This is a genomic window from Kutzneria chonburiensis (assembly GCF_028622115.1).
GTDB classification, from domain to species: domain Bacteria; phylum Actinomycetota; class Actinomycetes; order Mycobacteriales; family Pseudonocardiaceae; genus Kutzneria; species Kutzneria chonburiensis.
In genome coordinates, this window is record NZ_CP097263.1 from 6,824,055 (window position 1) to 6,841,788 (window position 17,734).

General features: G+C 71.1%; 18 protein-coding genes. 3 read left to right on the forward strand and 15 right to left on the reverse strand.

Annotated elements, in window-relative coordinates:
* Positions 1-4: 4 nt before the first annotated feature.
* Positions 5-784, reverse strand: a complete 780-nt coding sequence (locus M3Q35_RS31235; RefSeq protein ID WP_273936124.1) for a cytochrome c biogenesis CcdA family protein — start codon at positions 782-784, stop codon at positions 5-7.
* Between the two features lie 108 nt (positions 785-892).
* Here M3Q35_RS31235 and M3Q35_RS31240 point away from each other — a divergent pair, with 108 nt between their 5' ends.
* A complete protein-coding gene (locus tag M3Q35_RS31240) occupies positions 893-1,405 on the forward strand; it encodes a DUF1990 family protein (RefSeq protein WP_273936125.1) in 513 nt (170 codons plus the stop codon).
* 18 nt (positions 1,406-1,423) lie between these two features.
* On the opposite strand, the gene M3Q35_RS31245 is transcribed toward M3Q35_RS31240, so the two are convergent.
* The 13 genes from M3Q35_RS31245 to M3Q35_RS31305 form a co-directional block, all read right to left on the reverse strand.
* Positions 1,424-3,463 (reverse strand): phosphocholine-specific phospholipase C, encoded by a 2,040-nt coding sequence (locus M3Q35_RS31245; RefSeq protein WP_273936126.1) that lies wholly within the window; start codon positions 3,461-3,463, stop codon positions 1,424-1,426.
* Positions 3,464-3,566: 103 nt separating this feature from the next.
* Positions 3,567-4,142: a TlpA family protein disulfide reductase gene (locus M3Q35_RS31250; protein ID WP_273944522.1), complete on the reverse strand. Its 576-nt coding sequence runs from the start codon at positions 4,140-4,142 to the stop codon at positions 3,567-3,569.
* On the reverse strand, positions 4,142-4,747 hold the full coding sequence (locus M3Q35_RS31255) for a histidine phosphatase family protein (protein ID WP_273944524.1): 606 nt from the start codon (positions 4,745-4,747) through the stop codon (positions 4,142-4,144). The genes M3Q35_RS31250 and M3Q35_RS31255 overlap by 1 nt, the downstream gene beginning before the upstream one ends.
* A gap of 20 nt (positions 4,748-4,767) precedes the next feature.
* On the reverse strand, positions 4,768-6,090 hold the full coding sequence (hemL, locus tag M3Q35_RS31260; protein WP_273936128.1) for a glutamate-1-semialdehyde 2,1-aminomutase: 1,323 nt from the start codon (positions 6,088-6,090) through the stop codon (positions 4,768-4,770).
* A gap of 45 nt (positions 6,091-6,135) precedes the next feature.
* Positions 6,136-6,621, reverse strand: a complete 486-nt coding sequence (locus M3Q35_RS31265; protein ID WP_273936129.1) for a DUF4232 domain-containing protein — start codon at positions 6,619-6,621, stop codon at positions 6,136-6,138.
* Positions 6,622-6,706: 85 nt separating this feature from the next.
* Positions 6,707-8,209: a sensor histidine kinase gene (locus M3Q35_RS31270; RefSeq protein WP_273936130.1), complete on the reverse strand. Its 1,503-nt coding sequence runs from the start codon at positions 8,207-8,209 to the stop codon at positions 6,707-6,709.
* A complete protein-coding gene (locus M3Q35_RS31275; protein WP_273936131.1) occupies positions 8,206-8,910 on the reverse strand; it encodes a response regulator transcription factor in 705 nt (234 codons plus the stop codon). The genes M3Q35_RS31270 and M3Q35_RS31275 overlap by 4 nt, the downstream gene beginning before the upstream one ends.
* A gap of 41 nt (positions 8,911-8,951) precedes the next feature.
* Positions 8,952-10,625: an efflux RND transporter periplasmic adaptor subunit gene (locus M3Q35_RS31280; RefSeq protein ID WP_273936132.1), complete on the reverse strand. Its 1,674-nt coding sequence runs from the start codon at positions 10,623-10,625 to the stop codon at positions 8,952-8,954.
* Positions 10,612-11,469, reverse strand: coding sequence for a DUF5666 domain-containing protein (locus M3Q35_RS31285; RefSeq protein WP_273936133.1), 858 nt, complete (start codon positions 11,467-11,469; stop codon positions 10,612-10,614). Before M3Q35_RS31285 ends, M3Q35_RS31280 begins: the two co-directional genes overlap by 14 nt.
* Before the next feature lie 14 nt (positions 11,470-11,483).
* The gene (locus M3Q35_RS31290) at positions 11,484-12,641 is read right to left on the reverse strand and encodes an ABC transporter permease (protein ID WP_273936134.1); all 1,158 of its coding nucleotides are present in this window, start codon (positions 12,639-12,641) and stop codon (positions 11,484-11,486) included.
* A gap of 71 nt (positions 12,642-12,712) precedes the next feature.
* The gene (locus M3Q35_RS31295) at positions 12,713-13,444 is read right to left on the reverse strand and encodes an ABC transporter ATP-binding protein (protein WP_273936135.1); all 732 of its coding nucleotides are present in this window, start codon (positions 13,442-13,444) and stop codon (positions 12,713-12,715) included.
* Positions 13,445-13,459: 15 nt separating this feature from the next.
* Positions 13,460-14,764 (reverse strand): efflux RND transporter periplasmic adaptor subunit, encoded by a 1,305-nt coding sequence (locus M3Q35_RS31300; protein WP_273936136.1) that lies wholly within the window; start codon positions 14,762-14,764, stop codon positions 13,460-13,462.
* Between the two features lie 142 nt (positions 14,765-14,906).
* A complete protein-coding gene (locus M3Q35_RS31305) occupies positions 14,907-16,067 on the reverse strand; it encodes a substrate-binding domain-containing protein (RefSeq protein WP_273936137.1) in 1,161 nt (386 codons plus the stop codon).
* Positions 16,068-16,161: 94 nt separating this feature from the next.
* Between M3Q35_RS31305 and M3Q35_RS31310 the strand changes: the two genes are divergently transcribed.
* Together M3Q35_RS31310 and M3Q35_RS31315 are read left to right on the forward strand one after the other, a co-directional pair.
* Complete coding sequence (locus M3Q35_RS31310; protein ID WP_273936138.1) at positions 16,162-16,809, forward strand: TetR/AcrR family transcriptional regulator; 648 nt, start codon at positions 16,162-16,164, stop codon at positions 16,807-16,809.
* Positions 16,810-16,847: 38 nt separating this feature from the next.
* Complete coding sequence (locus M3Q35_RS31315) at positions 16,848-17,414, forward strand: hypothetical protein (RefSeq protein WP_273936139.1); 567 nt, start codon at positions 16,848-16,850, stop codon at positions 17,412-17,414.
* On the opposite strand, the gene M3Q35_RS31320 is transcribed toward M3Q35_RS31315, so the two are convergent.
* The gene (locus M3Q35_RS31320; protein WP_273936140.1) at positions 17,411-17,731 is read right to left on the reverse strand and encodes a hypothetical protein; all 321 of its coding nucleotides are present in this window, start codon (positions 17,729-17,731) and stop codon (positions 17,411-17,413) included. The genes M3Q35_RS31315 and M3Q35_RS31320 overlap by 4 nt on opposite strands.
* Between the last annotated feature and the right edge of the window lie 3 nt (positions 17,732-17,734).

Genomic DNA, 17,734 nt, shown 5'->3' on the forward strand with positions numbered 1-17,734 from the left:
TTCCTCACAGTGGCACCGTGGCGTTCGTGGCGAAGTTGTTCTGGATGATCGCGAGCAGGTCGCCCCACAGGCCGGTGACCAGCAGCACGCCGACCACGATGAGCAGGCCGCCGCCGGCCAGCTGCACGCCGCGCACGTGCCGGCGCAGCCAGCCGGTGACCCGCACCGCCCAGCGTGCGCCCATCGCGATCAGCACGAACGGCACGCCGAGACCGAGGCAGAAGACCAGCATGAGGAAGATGCCGCGCAGCGCGATGGAGCCGACGGGCGTGCCGGCGGTCAGCGACAGCACGCCGCCCAGGGTCGGGCCGACGCACGGCGTCCAGCCCAGCCCGAACACCGCGCCCAGCACCGGCGCGCCGAGCAGGCCGACCCGGGGCTTGCGGTGCAGGCGCAGGTCGCGTTGCAGCGCCGGGACCAGGCCGACGAACACCAGACCCATCAGGATCGTGACGACGCCGCCGACGCGCTGGAGCCATACCTGGTTGAGCGCCAGCAGATCGGTCAACCCGAAGAGCGTGACGGAACCGATGGTGAACACGACCGTGAAGCCGAGCACGAACAGACCCGAGGCGCCGACCACCCGCCAGCGGCCGGTCTTGACCGGCTCGTCGGTGGCGACGGCGGGGGCGTCCGCGCCGACCAGGCCGGCGAGGTAGGCGAGGTAGCCGGGGACCAGCGGCAGGCAGCACGGCGAGGCGAAGGAGACCGCGCCGGCGAGCAGGGCAACCGCCGCGGCCAGCAGCAGCGGCCCCGACGTCGCCAGGTCCACCAGCGAGTTCACTCGTCCGAGAGTAGGTAGTGGTCCAGGTCACCGAGCAACCGGGTCGGCCTGCGGCCCCGTTGGCGACCTTTGCCCTTGATGAGATCGGAGTGTGATCGGATGGGAGCCGTGAACGTCCAACTGCTGCCTGCTGCCCGAGTTGCCGCGCTGAAGTCGGCGCCGTTCACGTACGCCGAGGTCGGCGCGACGAAGGGGGCGCTGCCGGCCGGTTACCGCACGATCAGCCGCCGGGTCCGGCTGTCCACCGGCTTCGACGATGCCGCCGACCGGCTGCTGGGCTGGCAGGTGCAGGCGGCGAGCGGGTTCCGCGTGCTGGCCTCCTCGGCCCGGGTCGAGCCGGAGTCGGTGGTGGAGCTGCGGCTGGGCCCGATCAAGGTGCCGTGCCGGGTGGTCTACGTCCTCGACGAGCCGACCCGGCAGGGCTTCGGCTACGGCACGCTGCCCGGGCATCCCGAGTGCGGCGAGGAGGCGTTCGTGCTCGACCGCCACGACGACGGCTCGGTGTCGTTCACGGTCACGGCCTTCTCCCGGCACGCCACCCTGCTGACCAAGCTCGGCGGCCCGGTCGGCCGGTTGGCCCAGAACCTCATCACCGAGCGATACCTGGGGGCGCTGAAGTAGCCGCCCCCAGGGTTCACGTCAGCCGGTGACGCTCGGGTGGCCGTTCTCCACGTGGCCGCTGTAGCGGCGCAGGAAGACCGGGTCGGCGTCGATCGTCACGCTCAGGTCGTACCAGCCCTCGACCGGCGAGAACGTCGTGTTGACGGTCTTGCCGGCGGCGACGGTGCAGGTCTGCTTGCCGTTGCCGTAGTGGTTGGTGGTGACGGTGAACTTCACCGTGGCGGCACTGGGGTTGGTCAGCGCCAGGTTGAGCTTGAAGTCGGACGTGTAGCCGGCCACGGCGTCGATGGCGCCGGCCTTGTTGACGTCGGCGGCGAACTGCCAGCGGAAGCGGTTCGGGCCGTGCACGGCGACGTTGTACTTGTAGCCGTAGCTCCAGATCTTCCACGTGTCGCTGACCTGCTTGCCGGCCGGCACGTCGTACTGCCACGGGCCGTCGGTCTTGCCGTCGGCGCGGTACGCCCACAGCTGGAGCTGACCGGTGCCGTAGTTGGCGAACGTGGTGGTCAGCGTGCCCTTGTCGGCCGAGAGCGAGGTCGTGACGGCCGGCTGGTACGGCAGCGGGCGGGCCCGGCGCGTGCCCTGGTCCTGGAGCGGCGTGACCTGCTTGCCGGTGGCCGGCGGGGCCGGCTTGGGCAGCTTGGTCTGGGTGGCATCGGCGATCTTGCGCAGCGCCGCCGTGTCCGGCAGCAGCGGGATCGTCACGTTCTTCGCCGCGAAGTCAAAGGCGCTGGTCAGGTCGCCGCAGGTGGCCCGGCGCCAGTCGGTGATGTTGGGCTCGTGCACGCCGGTCCACTGCTCGATGAAGCGGATCACCGAGGTGTGGTCGGAGACCTCGGAGTTGATCCAGCCGCCGCGGCTCCACGGCGAGATCACCGTCATCGGCACCCGGGCGCCGAGGCCGATCGACTTGCCGGAGATGAACTCGCCGGCCGTGCCGGCCGGGGCCATCGGCGGCGGCACGTGGTCGAAGAAGCCGTCGTTCTCGTCGTAGTCGATCAGCACGACGGTGTTGTCCCAGAGGTTCTTGTTGGCCCACAAGGCGTTCAGCACGGCCTGGGTGTAGGCGGCGCCGTCGACCGGGCGCGCCTCGGGGTGCTCGCAGTAGCCGTAGGGCGCGACGATCCAGGACACCTTGGGCAGCGTGCCGGCGGCGCAGTCGGCGATGAACTCCGACAGCACGTGGTTGACGTCCTTGCCCTTGCCCGAGTCCGGCTCCCAGGTCTTGAACACGCTGGCCCGCCGGGACAACTCGCTGGTGTAGTCGGCGTGGTACTGCTGGAACAGCCAGAGCGGGTTGTCGCCGTAGTCGCCGACGAACGGGTGCGCGCCGTCGTCGCCGACCTCCTTGTTGGCATAGACCTTCCACGACACGCCCGCGTCCTGTAGCCGCTCGGGGTAGGTGGTCCAGCGCAGCACACCCTTGTAGTCGGCCGGGTTGTAGTTGACCGGGCCGCCGTACTTGCCGTCGGCGTCGATGGTGCCGGTGAACAGGTAGAGCCGGTTCGGCGTGGTCGGGCCCTGCACCGAGCAGTGGTAGGCGTCGCACAGGGTGAACGCGTCGGCCAACGCGCGGTGGAACGGGATGTCCTGCTCGGTGAAGTAGCCCATGGTCATCTCGCCCTTGGCGGTGACCCACGAGTTGTTGGCACCGCCGTTGACGGCCAGGTGCTGGTCGTCCCAGCCGTGACCGAGGTCGCCGAGGTCCTGGCCGTCCACCTTCGCGGTGTCCACATGGAACGGCAGCAGGGCGTTGCCGTCACTGCGGAGCAGGTCGTACTGGTGGTAGATGTCCTTGCCGTTGGGCTGGATCACCGCGCTGCGGTCGGCGAAGCCGCGGGTGCCGCGCATGGTGCCGTAGTAGTGGTCGAAGGAGCGGTTCTCCTGCATCAGCACGACCACGTGCTCGACGTCGCTGATCCGGCCGCGGCGGCGCGGCTCGGCCAGCGCCTCGGCCATGCCGGGCGGCAGCGTGCCGAGCGCGCCGGCCGCCGCGACCGTGCCGGCGGCCGCACCGAGGAACCGGCGGCGCGTGAGGGGGTTGTTCGAGTCGGCCATGCGCGTGCTCCATCCGTGGTGGGCGGGACCGCAGGCGAGGTTAATTGAGCGAAAGCGCGCGGAACACCCGTCATACGAACGGAAATACGCGGTGAACGGGACTCTACTTCTCGGCGAGGAGCTGCTTGACCTTGGCCGACAGTTCGGCCTTCTCCACCGGCAGAAGCGACACCCAGGCCACCCGGTGCTGCCGGTCGAGCACCAGCGTGGACGGGGTCGTGGTGCGGGGATAGCCCTGTAGCACCAGCAGCGACCGGCCCGGCGGGTCGAAAATCGACGGATAGTCCAGTTTGGCGTTGTGGTAGAAGTCCAGCGCCGCCGACCTGTCGTCGCGCACGTCCACACCCATCACCTGGACGCCCTGGTCCTTGTTCTCGGCGTAGACCTGCTGGAGCTGCGGGGCCTCGTTGCGGCACGGACCGCACCAGGCGCCCCAGATGTTGATCACGACGATCTTGCCGGCGTAGTCGCTCAGCTTCACCTGCTGCCCGTCCTGGAGCAGGCTGTCGCCGGACAGCTCCTTGAGCGGCTGGCGCTGCTGGCCGGTGTAGTCGATGTGGGTCTGGCCGCCGGGCGCGGTGAACTGGAACGTGCCCTGGCCCTGGATGACGGCGTCCTTGCCGGTGGTGCAGCCGGCCAGCAGGGCCACTGCCGCCACCGCGACGGCGATCCGCTTGATCATGCGCCGGTCACCCTCGGGTCGGTGCTGCCGGCCGGCTCCGAGTAGCTGATCCGGATCAGCTGCTCGTCCTCGAACGTCAACGTGGTCAGCGAGGCCAGCGAGCACTGCCGCTTCCGCGGGTCGTGCCACATGTGCTTGCCCTCCAGGAACAGCCGCACAGTCCAGACCGGCAGCTGGTGCGAGACGCACACCGCCTCGTGCCCGGCGGCGGCCGCGCGGGCGCGGTGCACGGCGCCGAGCATCCGGTGCGCGATCTTCAGGTACGGCTCGCCCCACGACGGCTCGAACGGGTTGCGCAGCTTGGGCCAGTGCTTGGGCGAACGCAGCGCGCCGTCGCCGACCGACACCTTCAGACCCTCGAACTGGTTGTCCGCCTCGATCAGCCGGTCGTCGGTGGCCAGCTCCAGCCGGTGCGAGTCGGCGATCGGGCCCGCGGTCTGCTGGGCCCGCTCCAGCGGCGACGCGACCACGTGCACGATGTCGCGCTCGGCCAGGTGCTCGGCCACCCGCAGCGCCTGCTTCTCGCCCTGCTCGGACAGCCGGAACCCGGGCAGCCGGCCGTAGAGGATGCCGGTGGGGTTGTGCACCTCGCCGTGGCGCATGAGGTGCACGATCGTCCGAGTCACTGGCCATCCTCCTTGGCCGCCGCGGCCGCCGCCGCGGCGTGCGGCAGGGCCTGCTCGATGACCTCGAACGCGGCGTCGTCCATGGCGGCGTTGACGAACCACGCCTCGAAGGCGCTCGGCGGGGCGTAGACGCCGCGGTCGAGCAGGGCGTGGAAGAACGGCGGGAAGCGCCAGGTCTGAGCGGCCTGGGCGCCGGCGTAGTCGCGCACCGGCTGGTCGGTGAAGAAGACGCTGACCAGGTTGCCGGCGTACTGCACCTGGTGGGCGACGCCCTCGGCGGTCAGCGCGTCGTCGAACAGCTCGCCCAGCAGCCGGGCGTTGCGGTCGAGCTTGCGGTAGACCTCGTCGTCGGCCAGCCGCAGCTGGGTCAGGCCGGCGGCCACCGCCACCGGGTTCCCGGACAGCGTGCCGGCCTGGTAGACCGGGCCGCTCGGGGCCAGCCGGGCCATCACGTCGGCCCGGCCACCGAACGCCGCCGCCGGCAGACCGCCGGACATGACCTTGCCGAACGTGTACAGGTCGCCGGGCACGTGCTCGAGGCCGTACCAACCGGACTTGGAGACACGGAAGCCGGTCATCACCTCGTCGATGATCAGCAGCGCGCCTCCTGTGTGGCAGGCCTCGCGCAGCGCGGCGTTGAAGCCCGGGTCCGGGGCCACCGCGCCCATGTTGCCGGCCGCGGCCTCGGTGATGATCGCCGCGATCTCGCCCTCGTTGGCCGCGAACGCCGTCTTCACGGCCTCGATGTCGTTGTACGGCAACACGATCGTGTCGGCCGCCTGTGCGCCCGTCACGCCCGGCGTGGTCGGCAGGCCCAGCGTCGCCACGCCCGAGCCGGCCTGGGCCAGAAGTGCGTCCACATGGCCGTGGTAGCAGCCGGCGAACTTGACGATCTTGCGACGGCCGGTGAAGCCCCGAGCCAGCCGGATCGCGCTCATGGTGGCCTCGGTGCCGGAGTTGACCAGGCGCACCTGCTCGACCGGCTCGACGCGGGCGATCAGCTCCTCGGCCAGCAGAATCTCGCCCTCGGTCGGCGTGCCGAAGGACAGGCCGCTGGTCGCCGCCCGCTGCACCGCGGCAACGACCTCGGGGTGGGCGTGGCCCAGGATCATCGGGCCCCACGAGCTGACCAGGTCGACGTAGCGGTTCCCGTCGGCGTCCCACAGATGCGGGCCCTCGCCGCGGACCATGAAGCGGGGCGTGCCGCCGACCGAGTGGAAGGCCCGCACCGGCGAGTTGACCCCGCCCGGCGTGGCCTTAGCCGCCCGCTCGAACAACGCACGCGAGGTGTCAACGCTGGCTGCCTGCTCGATCGTCACGACCCCCAGTCTTACAGGTGCCCCGGCGTGGCCGCCGTCACGTGGTCAGAAGGCCTGCCAGGGCGACACGGTCACCGCGTCCCCGCATTCGGTGAAATTGGACCCGTCGGCCATCTTCATCGCGACGAGGTCGTCCGGCACCCCGACCAGCAGCACCGGCGGCCGGGTGGGGGCGGCCCCGGCGGCGCACGTGAAGTTGGGGCCCATGGGGGCCGCGACGGTGGCGACGGCCTGATCCCCCGGGGCCAGGACCAGCGGATCGCCCGGGCCGCTGGGCGTCACGACGAGGGTCCGCGGCCGCGGCGAGAGGCCACCGATCGCGACGTGTGGCGCCCCGCTGATCGTGCAGGGGTAGTCGCCCAGGTTGGCCACGCCGACCCGCACCGCGACGGTGCCGAGCGGCGGCGGGGTCGGGATCGCCGGCAGCGCCTGCATGTCACCCGCCGTGCACGCCGGCGCCCCCTGCGGGTGCTTGGTGACAGTGACCAGGCCGCACGCCGTCAGCAGTAAGCCGGCGATCGGCAGAACCACGAGCGATCCGCTGCGCATACCCACCAGGACGAACCGTCGCGGCGGTGGTTGAGCCGCCGCCCCTAGGCCCGCCCTTCGGTGCGAACTACGGGGATTCCTGAGGCAGCAGCACCCGGAACGTGGCACCGTCGCCCGGCACGGTGTCCAACTCCACCCGACCCCCGTGCGCCGCCACCAAGGCCGCGACGATGGCCAGACCCAGCCCGGTCCCGCCGTTCTCCCGGCTGCGTACGGCATCGGCCCGGTAGAACCGCTCGAAGATCCGCTCGCTCTGCTCGCTGGTGAGCCCAGGCCCCTGGTCGGCCACCTCGATCACGGCCAGCGGCCGGCCGGCCTCATCGCGCCGGGACAGCCGCACGTCGACCGGTGTGCCGGCGGGCGTGTGGGTGATGGCGTTGTTGACCAGGTTGCTGAGCACCTGGCGCAGGCGTGCCTCGTCGCCGAGCACGGTCAGCGGATCGCCGTCCTCGTCCTCGTCGTCGGCGTTCATCGCCAGGTCCAGGTGCAGCCCGATCTTGCGGTCGGGATCGAGCACCCGGGCGTCGTGCACGGCGTCCACGGCGATCACGGTCAGGTCGACCACCCGCTGCTCCAGCGGGCGCTGCTGGTCGAGCCGGGCCAGCAGTAAGAGGTCCTCGACCAGCAGCCCCATCCGGGCCGCCTGGTCCTCGATCCGGCCCAGCACCTCGGCGACCTCGGCGGTGGAGGTGACCGCGCCCTGCCGGTACAGCTCGGCGTAGCCGCGGATGGAGGTCAGCGGGGTGCGCAGCTCGTGCGAGGCGTCGGCGACGAACTGGCGCATCTGGTTCTCCGAGCGCCGCGCCCCCTCCTCGGACTTCTGCCGCGCGGTGAAGGCCTCCTCGATCCGGCCCAGCATCACGTTGAGCGAGTTGGCCAGCCGCCCGACCTCGCTGCCCGGCCGCCGCACCGGCACCCGTCGGGACAGCTCGCCGGTGGCGATCACGTCGGCGGTCTGCTCGACCTCCTCCAGCGGCCGCATGCTGCTGCGCACCAGGGCGTAGCCGAGCCCGGCGACCAGCACCAGCGCGCCGAGGCAGATCAGCAGGGACCGGACCCGCAGGTCGGTCACGGCGGTGTCCAGGTCACGCTGGTCGGTCGCGACCACGATCTCGCCGTCGCCCTGTCGCGCCACCTGCACCCGCCAGCGCGGTCCGCCGCTGTCCTGCGACACCAACGTGATCGCCGAGTCCTCGGGCAGCTGGCCGACCGGCGGCAGCGCCGGCCGGAAGTCGCCGTCGTCGGTCGGCTTGCTGAGCTCGCGGTAGTCGGTGGCCGTGCGCAGCACGACCAGGCTGCGGCCGGGCAGCCGGAACCCGCCGGGCCGGCCGGTGAACGGCGGCCGCGGCCGGTCGACGGTGCCGTCCTGGGTCTGGCGCTGGGTGGAGACCAGCATGGTGTGCAGCCGGGCGTCCATCTGGCTGTAGAGGTAGTTCTCCAGCACCTTGGACGTGATGAACCAGGCCCCGAACAGCGCCACGGCGACCAGCAGCACCAGGCCGGACACCAGGTGCACGCGTAGCGGCATCCGGCCGAACGAGTCGCGGATCCAGCGCACCACGCGGGTCATGTCGAGGACTGCCGCAGCACGTAGCCGACGCCGCGGACGGTGTGGATCAGCCGGGGCTCCACGTCGTCCACCTTGCGCCGCAGGTAGGAGATGTACGACTCGACCACGCCGGCCTCGCCGTTGAAGTCGTAGTGCCAGACCTGGTCCAGTATCTGCGCCTTGGACAGCACCCGGCCGGCGTTGCGCAGCAGGAAGTGCAGCAGCTTGAACTCGGTCGGCGACAGCTGCACGAGGCGCCCGGCCCGGCGCACCTCGTGGCTGTCCACCTCCAGCTCGAGATCGGCGTAGCGCAAGCGGTTGTCCGGCGGCTCCGGCTGCGCCTTGGTCCGTCTCAGCACCGCGTTGACCCGGGCGATGACCTCTTCCAGGCTGAACGGCTTGGTGACGTAGTCGTCGCCGCCGATGGTCAGCCCGGTGATCTTGTCCTCGGCCCCGTCGCGCGCGGTCAGGAACAGCACCGGCACGCCGAGGCCGCCCGAGCGCAGCCGGCGCACCACCTCGAAGCCGTCCCGGTCCGGCAGCATCACGTCGAGCAGGATCAGGTCCGGCCGCTCACGCTCAACGCTGCGCAGCGCGTCGGTGCCGGTCGACGCGGTGTCCACGTCGAAACCGGCGAACCGAAGGCTGGCGGCGAGCAGCTCTCGGATGCTCGGCTCGTCCTCCACGACGAGCAGCCGGCTGCGCTTGCTTGGCTCGGACATAGGCACATCTTGCTCCACGCCGAGCGCGAGCGGGTCGACCGTCACCTCCCGCCACGGCCTCCCGTCGCCGCGCCGGTGGTTCCACCACCGGTCCCACCTGGGCGGAAGCCTCCGCCGCCGCCGGTCAAGCCACGTGCGCCGGCGCCGGTCGTCGCGGACGGCAGAGCCTGGCTCAGGTCGGCCAGCACGACCACGTCGCCGGCGTTGAGGCCCTCGGTCACCTGGGTGACGGTCGAGCCGATCACGCCGAGGGTGACCCGCTTGCTGGCCGTCTTGCCGTCGACCAGCGTGGTCACGAAGCTCGCCGCCCCGATGCTGTGCACCGCCGAGGTCGGCACGGTGACCGCGGCCTGCGCGGTGCCCAGGGTGATCGCCACGCCGGCGGTGGAGCCGGCGAACAGCGCCGGACCGCCACCGTCAACGGAGATCGTCACCGGGAAGCTGGCCGAGCCGCCGGTGGTGGTGCTGGACAGCGCGCCGATGGACACGACCTTGCCGGTCAGCGGCTTGGCCGCGCCGTCGGGCGTGATGGTCGCGGACTGGCCCGGCTTGACCTGGCCGACCTGGTTGTCGTTGACCGCGGTGGTGACCTGGTTGCCGCCGGGACCGATGATGACGATCTTCGCGGTGCTGGAGTTGGCCGCCGCGTTCTGGCCGCTGACCACGTCGACCTGCGCCACCGTGCCGTCGATGGGGCTGACCAGGTTGGCCGCGGCCAGGTTCTGCTGGTTGGCCGCCAGCTGCGCGTTGGCGGCGTCGACCGAGGCCTGGTCGGCGGCGATCTGGTCGGCCGACGGCGGCGTGGAGGAGCCGCCACGAGATCCGCTTTGGTTGCCCCCAACGCCACCAGATGGGGTTTTCGTGGCGGACGAGGACGACGTGGAGGACTGCTGCACCGCCGTGGCGGCCTGGCCCAACGTGGTCGACAGCGCCGCCTCGGCCTGGCTCAGCGCCGTCTCGTCGGCCCCGGTCTTGGCCTGGGCGTCCTGGACCTGCTGCAACAGCTCGGTGCAGTCGGTGACGCTGACCGGCGGCGCGGTCGGGGGCGGCGTGGTGGTGGTCGTGGTCGGCGTCGTCGTGTCAGTGGAACTGGTGCTGGCCGGCGGGGTGGACCCCGTCGCGCCGAGCTGCTTGATGACGTCCGGGCACGTCGTCTGGGCGTGCTTCAGCGCCGCCCCGGCGAGTTGCAGGTCGGCGTCGACCTTCTGCTGCGCGCCGCGCACCGCGTTCTGCCCGGTGGAGATGGACTTCAGCAGCTGGGTGAGCTTGGACGAAGCACCGCCGCCGCCCGAAGAACCACCTGTGGACGGCGTCTGCACGGACGTGGTCTGGCTGGTCTGGTCGGCCGCCAGCTTGGCCTGCGCGTTGGCCAACGTGGACTGGGCCGAGCTGACCTGGCCGGACAGCGTTGTCGTGTTGAGCTGGGCCAGCACCTGGCCGGAGGTCACGGTGTCGCCCTGCTTCACGCTCACCGCGGCGACCTGCCCGGACACGGGGAAGCTGACCGTGGCCTGGGACACCGGCTGCACGGTGCCGGTGCCGGTGAGCACCGACGTCACCTTGGCCGGGCCGGCGGTGGTCGTCCGGTACGAGGGATCGTCGGTTCTCGTCGCGGCGTAGGCCACTGCCCCGCCGCCGAGCAGGACCAGCACCACGATGCCGATCACCACCCGGGAGCGGCGGAACCCTCGTCTTTTCCGCTCAGCCGTTGCCATTGCCACCACCGTTGCCGCCGCCCCCGTTACCGCCGTTGCCCCGGCCGCCGCCGAAGCCGCCACGACCGCCGCGGAAGCCGCCGGTGCAGCCGTTCGGACCGGCCTTGCTGACGGCGATGGAGGTCGCCGCCACCGCGCCCGTGTCGTCGGCCTTGCCTTGCGCCGCAACACATGCGCCCACGACCAGCGCGGTCGGGTCGGCGCTCACGGTCTTGGTGTACGTCGTCGCCGACGTGACGTTCACCGTCACGTCGGTGGCGTTGGAGCCGAAGGTCGAGTGCACGGTGAAGCCGTTGGCCGACACCGCCGTCACCGCCCCGAAGGCGCGCGGACCGCCGGCCGGGTTGTTGCCGGTGCTGGGCCGGGGACCGTTGCTGCCGCTGGGCCGGGGCCGGTTCGAGTCCGACGGCCGCGGCGTGTTGGAGCCAGACGGCCGCTGGCCGCCGCCGAAGCTGCATCCGTTGGCCCCGGCCTGCGTGATCGTCACGGCCGTGGCGCCGACCGGCTGGCCGGTGCCGGTGGACGTGCCGACCACGCTCACACAGGAACCGGAGGTCACGTCGGCCAGCGTGCCGGCCACCGAGTTGGTGATCTTCGTCGACCCGTCGTAGGTGACGGCCGTCTGGCCGCTCTGCGGGTTCTGCACCTGAAGCGTCTGGCCGGACACCGCGGCGATGCTGCCGAACACCCCGGGCGGCGCGCCGCCGCCGTTGCGGTTGGTGCCGGGGGCCTTGGTGTTGCTGCCGGCCGGCGCGGCGGGTGACGAGCCGCCGCACGCGGCCAGCGTGAACGCCAATGCGCCGGCCATGACGCCGAGGGCGGCCTTGCGGATCTGCACGGACATCGTTGGGCTCCAGCTCATTCGCTACGGAGAGCGTCGATCGGGGCCAGTCGGGCGGCCCGGCTGGCCGGGTACACACCGAAGGCCATGCCGATGGCGATCGAGGTCAGGATGGCCAACACGGTGGCCGTCGGGGACACGGTGATGGTCGACGAGATCAGCCCCGGCAGCACCAGCGCGCCCACGATCCCCAGCAGCGCCCCCAGTATGCCGCCGGCAAGGCCGAGCACGCTCGCCTCCACCAGGAACTGCCGGCGGATCAGGGTCGGGCTGGCGCCGAGCGCCTTGCGCAGGCCGATCTCGCGGATCCGCTCGGTCACCGACACCAGCATGATGTTCATGACGCCGATGCCGCCGACCAGCAGGGACAGCGCGGCCACGCCGCCGAGCAGGATGGTCAGCGTCTTGCTGACCGAGGTCGCGGTGGTCAGCAGCGACTCCTGGCTGGCGATGGTGAAGTCGGCGGCCGTCGGGTCGGTCACGTGGTGCAGGGTCAGCAGCTCCTGGGTGGCCTCCTGGTAGGCGGCCGACAGGGTGTCCGCGGACGTGGCCTCCACGTAGATCGACTGCACCGAGGTGCGGGTCGCGCCGCCGAAGAGCCGGTCGGAGGCGGTGCTGATCGGCACCACCGCCTGGTCGTCCTGGTTCTGCGCGGACGAGGTTCCCTCGGAAGCCAGCACACCGACCACCGTGAACGGGATGGTCCCGATGGTCACCGTGCGCCCGACCGGGTCGGCGAAGCCGAACAACTCCTGGGCGGTCGACGGTCCGAGCACGACGTTGGCCGCTTCGCCGCTGATGTCCTGATTGCTGAGGAACCGTCCTTCCGAGACGGTCCGGGCCCGCACGCTCAGCCAGTCCGTGGTCGTGCCGACGACGGAGGTCGTCCAGTTGGTGGAGCCGGCGGTCAGCGACTCGGAGCGGCTGTTGCTCGGGGCCACGGCCATGATGTCCGGCGCGACCGTCTTGTCCCCCAACGCCGTCGCGTCGCTCGCGGTGAGCGAGGACGCGGTGCCGGAGCCGCCCCGCACGCCGGCGGTCGTCGTGCTGCCCGGCGTGACGACGAGCAGGTTGGTGCCCAAGGCGTTGATGGCACTGCTGACCTGCTGCTGCGCGCCTTCACCGAGACCGACCGTCAGAATCACGGCGGCGATGCCGATCAGGATGCCGAGCATGGTCAGACCGGACCGCAGCCGATGTGATCTGATTGCGTCCCAACTGGTCCGCAAGGTTTCCAGCCATCCCATCAGGCACCCCCGACGAGATTCATGGCGTCGGACTCGATGAGCCCGTCCCGCAGCCGCACGACCCGCTGCGCCCGGGCGGCGACGTCCTCCTCGTGCGTGATGAGCACGATGGTGTGGCCGGCGCGGTGCAGGTCGGAGAAGACGTTGAGCACGTCGGCGGTGGCCTTGGAGTCCAGCGCGCCGGTCGGCTCGTCGGCCAGGATCAGCGCCGGGGCGTTGACCAGGGCCCGGGCCAGCGCCACGCGGGACTGCTGGCCGCCGGACAGCTCGGTCGGCTTGTGCTCGACGCGGTCGCCGAGGCCCACTCGCTCCAGCTCGGCGACGGCTCGGCGCTTGCGCTCGGCCTTGGGCACGCCGGCGTAGCTCAGCGGCAGCTCCACGTTGCGCCAGGCCGTCAGCGAGGTCAGCAGGTTGAACTGCTGGAAGACGAAGCCGATGCGCTTGTTGCGGATCACCGCGAGCTCGTTCTCGGTCAGCCCGCTGACGTCCTCGCCGGCCAGGAAATAGCTGCCGTCGGTGGCCACGTCCAGGCAGCCGATGATGTGCATCAGCGTGGACTTGCCGGAGCCGGACGGGCCCATGATCGCCACGTACTCGCCCTCGTCGATCCGCAGCGAGACACCGCCGAGCGCGGCCACTTCCACCGAGCCGGTGCGGTAGATCTTGGTGACGTCCTGGATGCCGATGACCGTCTTGGGGCCGCCGATCACGGGTGGGATCGGCGTGGTCATGTCGAGGCTCATGGCTCAGCCGCCGTTCCCCTGGCGAGCCCCGCCGCCGAAGCCACCGGTGCCACCGCCGAACCCGCCCGTGCCGCCGCCGAAACCGCCGCCCCCGAAGCCACCGGTGCCGCCGGTGCCACGGCCGCCGGTCCCGCCGGTTCCCCCGGTGCCACGGCCGGTGCCGGTCGTCCCGGTTCCGGTGGTACGGCTGGGAATCACGACCTGGTCGCCGTCACTGAGGCCCTCGGTGATCTGGGTCTGGCCGCCGGAGGTCATGCCGGTGGTGACCTGCTTGGAGACCTGCTTGCCCGCGTCCATCTGGTAGACGACCGCGTTGCCGTTCTCGTAGTGGATCGCGGCGGTCGGCACCACCACGGCGTCGGTGACCTGCTTGACCGTGATCGCCACGGTCGCACTGGCCCCCGGGTGCAGGCCGGCCGGCGTGCCGGTGACGGCGATCGACACCGGGTAGCTCGGCACCGTCGAGGAGGAGCTGGCCAGCATGGCCACCGAGGTGACCGTGCCGTACACCGGCTCCTGGCTGCCGTTGGCCGTGATGGTCGCCTGCTCGCCGTTCTTGACCAGGCCGACCTCGGTGTCGTCCACGCTGGCGTTGACCACGTAGGTGTTGGTGGAGATCACCACGACCTGCGCGGAACTGCTGCTGGCACTGGAAGAACCGGACGATCCGGTCGAGGCGCCGCCGCCCTGGCCCCCGCCGCCGGTGCCGCCGCCCTGGCCGCCACCGCCGCCCGAGCCGCTGCCGCTGGACGAGGACGTGCTGCCGCCGGAGACCTGCTGCCCGACCGTCAGGTTCACGGAGGCGACCGTGCCGTCGATGGGCGAGGTCAGCGTGGCTTCACCGAGCGCGTTCTGGGCGTTGGTCAGGGAGTTCTGCGCGGCGGTGACCGCGGCCTGGTCGGCCGCGATCTGCGCGCTGGACGCCCCGGCGGTCTGGTCGGAGCTCAGCCGGGCCTGATCGGTGGAGACGGTCGCCTGCGCCTCGGCGACGTTCGCGGCCAGCGCGGCCGAGTTCACCGTGGCCAGCGCCTGCCCGGCGCTCACCTGCTGGCCCACCGTCGCGGTCACCCCGGTGACCTGGCCGGACACCGCGAAGTTCAGGTTCTGTTGCTGCGCCGGCGCAATGGTGCCGGAGGACGAGACGGTCTGCTTCAGCGTCGCGGTGGTCGCGGTGGCGAACGACGTCGTGGTGGCGTCGGCGGTGGGCCTGGTCGCGGCCCACGCGACGCCGCCGCCGGTGGCCACCACCACGGCGGCCACGATGATGATCACCCGCCGTCTGGTCAGGCGCAGTCGAATTCTCGACAACACGGGTTCCTCACTCTGCTCGCGTCCCTGGCCTGGGGAGAGCGCGGCAGCGTCGAGGACCCCAGGGAGGTGGTCACCTCCGATCCTCTGTGTTCAGGCTGTCATCAGACTGGACGCTGCCTGTGAGTTAGCTGAAACCGACTCAGCCGGTCTTTCCCCAGGCCGCCCGATATGCGCTGCGGAAGTCGATTGTCGGCTTGTAGGCATTGTTCGACGGCGGATTCACCTCGTCGTCGATGAGTTGCCAGCCCAGTCCGGAATCGGCCGGCTGCTGGCCGAGGAAAAGGCTGTTCACGGTGTCGACCGCGGCCCAGCCGTACCAGTCGGACGGGATGATGGTGACGGCCGAGACGCCCTGGTGCTTGCGGATCAGGTCCAGCTCCGGCTCGAAACCCTCGCCGCCCATGACGTACAGCGAGCCGGCGCGGTTGGTCTTCATCACCGCCGGGCTGACCGCGGCCAGCGTCGCCGCGGTGTACGGGCTCTTCACCGCATTGGCGTCGGGATGGTCCCGCAGCACCTTCTCCACCGCCGCCTCGGCATTGGGCCCGGCCAGGTCGGCCGCCTTGATGTCCACCTCGCCGACGACCGAGCAGGTCGCGCATTTGTCGATGGTCTGGCGGAAGCCCTGCACGACGTGGCGGATCGAGGTGAACTCGTTGTCGGTCACCAGGATCACCTTGGCCGCGCCGTTGGTCTGGGCGATCGTGGTGTTGGCCTGGTCGGCGCCGTACAGGTCGGAGAAGTCGTCGATGTTGCGGTTGACCGGCGGGCCGAAGTCGACGTACGAGCTGAACAGGGCCGGGCCGGTGCCGCCGAACAGCGGGTCGTTGCAGTCGAAGGCGAAGATGCCGACCACCTTGATGCCCTTGGCCTTGGCCTCGGCCAGTGGTTTGGCCACCACCGGGCAGTCCACCGCGACCAGCACGATGCCGTCGACGCCGCTGGCCACCGCCTGTTCGACCAGCGCCGGCCAGGACTGCGGGTTGAGCTTGCCGTCGTAGATCGTGGCCTGCCAGCCGATGGCGCGTGCCGCCTCCATCACCGCGGTGGCCGGCACCACCGAGCTGATCGCGTTCTGGCCGGAGGAGATCACCGCCAGCTTCTTGCCCGGCGCGCCGGGCCGGGGCTGGGCCGCCGGCTCGTGATAGGTGCCGCTGATGGCGGCCTGCGTGGCCTGCATGGCCTGGGCGCTGTAGTCCACGGAGGACTTGGTCGGCGTTGGCGCGGCTGTCATTCCCGAGCACGCGGTCAGTGCGATGGTCAGCACGGCGGTCAGGGCGGCGAGTCGGGAGGAGGACAACGCTGGCCTTTCACGTTGGTAAATGACCGTTCATATACCTCGGAAGGTCCTACCGCGTGGTCACGCTCTCGGTCAAGTGGGCGAGTATTGACCGATGACGAGTGTGGAGACCGTCCGGTCCCGGGACAGACTGCTGGCCGCGGCCACCACGCTGTTCTACGAGCGGGGCTTCCTGGCCACGTCCGTGAAGGAGATCACCCAGGCCTGCGGCTTCACCCAGGGCGCGCTGTACAACCACTTCCCGTCCAAGGACGAGCTGCTCTACCAGCTCGTGCTGGACATCCACGCCGAGCTGGAGCGGCACACCGTGCAGGCCCGGTCGGCCGCCGGCGACGACCCCGTGGACCAGTACGCCGCCCTCGTCGCCGTGCACGTCGCCGCCCACTCCCTGTTCCGTGAGCGCTCGCGGGTCGGCAACCACGAGTACCGCTGGCTGAGCGGCACCCACCTCCGGGACGTCCTGGCCAGTCGCCGCCGGCTACGCGACGAGCTCGCCGACGTGCTCACGGCCGGCCAGCAGGCCGGCGTCTTCGACCTGGTCGGCCGCTCGGCCGCCACCACCGCACGGGCCGTGCTCGACATGTGCGGGTTGATCAGCGAGTGGTTCCGGGACGACGGCGAGGTCACGCCGACCGAGATGCACCGCCGCTACATCGAGCTGGCCCTGCGCATGGCCGGCGGCCCGTCGACCCCGACCACCTGGCCCGTGCTGCCCGATCCCCCCGTGCTGCCGAAGCTCTAGCCCGAGATCCGTTGTGACCACGGGTAACGAGTGGGGTGGTGTGGGCGATCGCAGGGGTGCCCGGCATCGCGAGTGCAGAGGTGACCGACATGGAGCGTGATGGCAGGCTGATCAACAGCGCGACCCGTCAGGGGCTGTACGGCGGCCTGCTGCTCGGCGCGGCGGAGATGGCGGTGCTGTTCGTCAGCAACCTGGTACTGCCGGCGGCCGCGTACCAATGGCCCGGACGCGACCCCGTCGGCTTCGGGCTGCTGGCGCTGTACGCTGCCGCGTTCGTGATGATCGGGGCACGCGGGGAACTGCGGGCCGGAACCGGGTGGGCGGGAGCACGCGCCGGAGCCGTGGCCGGGTTCGTCGTCGCGACGTTGTTCGTGGCCACGTTCGCCATCCTGTTCACCGCGTTCTACCCGACGATGATCCAGGAGCCGGGTCATCTGGATGACACGCACGCGTCACTGAACGGCATGCTGCTGCAGCTGGTGTTCGTCGTCCCGGTGCTGGTCACGCCGATTGCCGCCCTACTAGGTGAGTTCGGCGGCCTGCTCGTCATGGCACGGCGTGGATGGCAAGCGCGCGGCGCGGGCACCCGACCCGGCCACCGCTAAGCCGCCGGGGGCTCGGCGGTCTGGATCGGGGGTAGCGGGTGGCTGTCGCGGGTGCGCAAGGCCAGCAGCAGCTGCCGGACGGCGCTGACCACCAGGATCGCGGCCAGCGTGCCGAGGCCGATGGCGCCGGCCATCCAGCTGCCGACGAACCGGGTGGACACCATCTCCGGCGTGTTGTCGCCGGCCGGGATGTCGTACCGGACGATGCCGTGCTGCCAGCTCCACACCGCGGCCAGCACCGCGAGCACGGCGACGACCACCAGGCCGCACGCCACCGCGGCGCGCCACGGCTGGTTCAACCGGGGGCTGCTCACCATGTG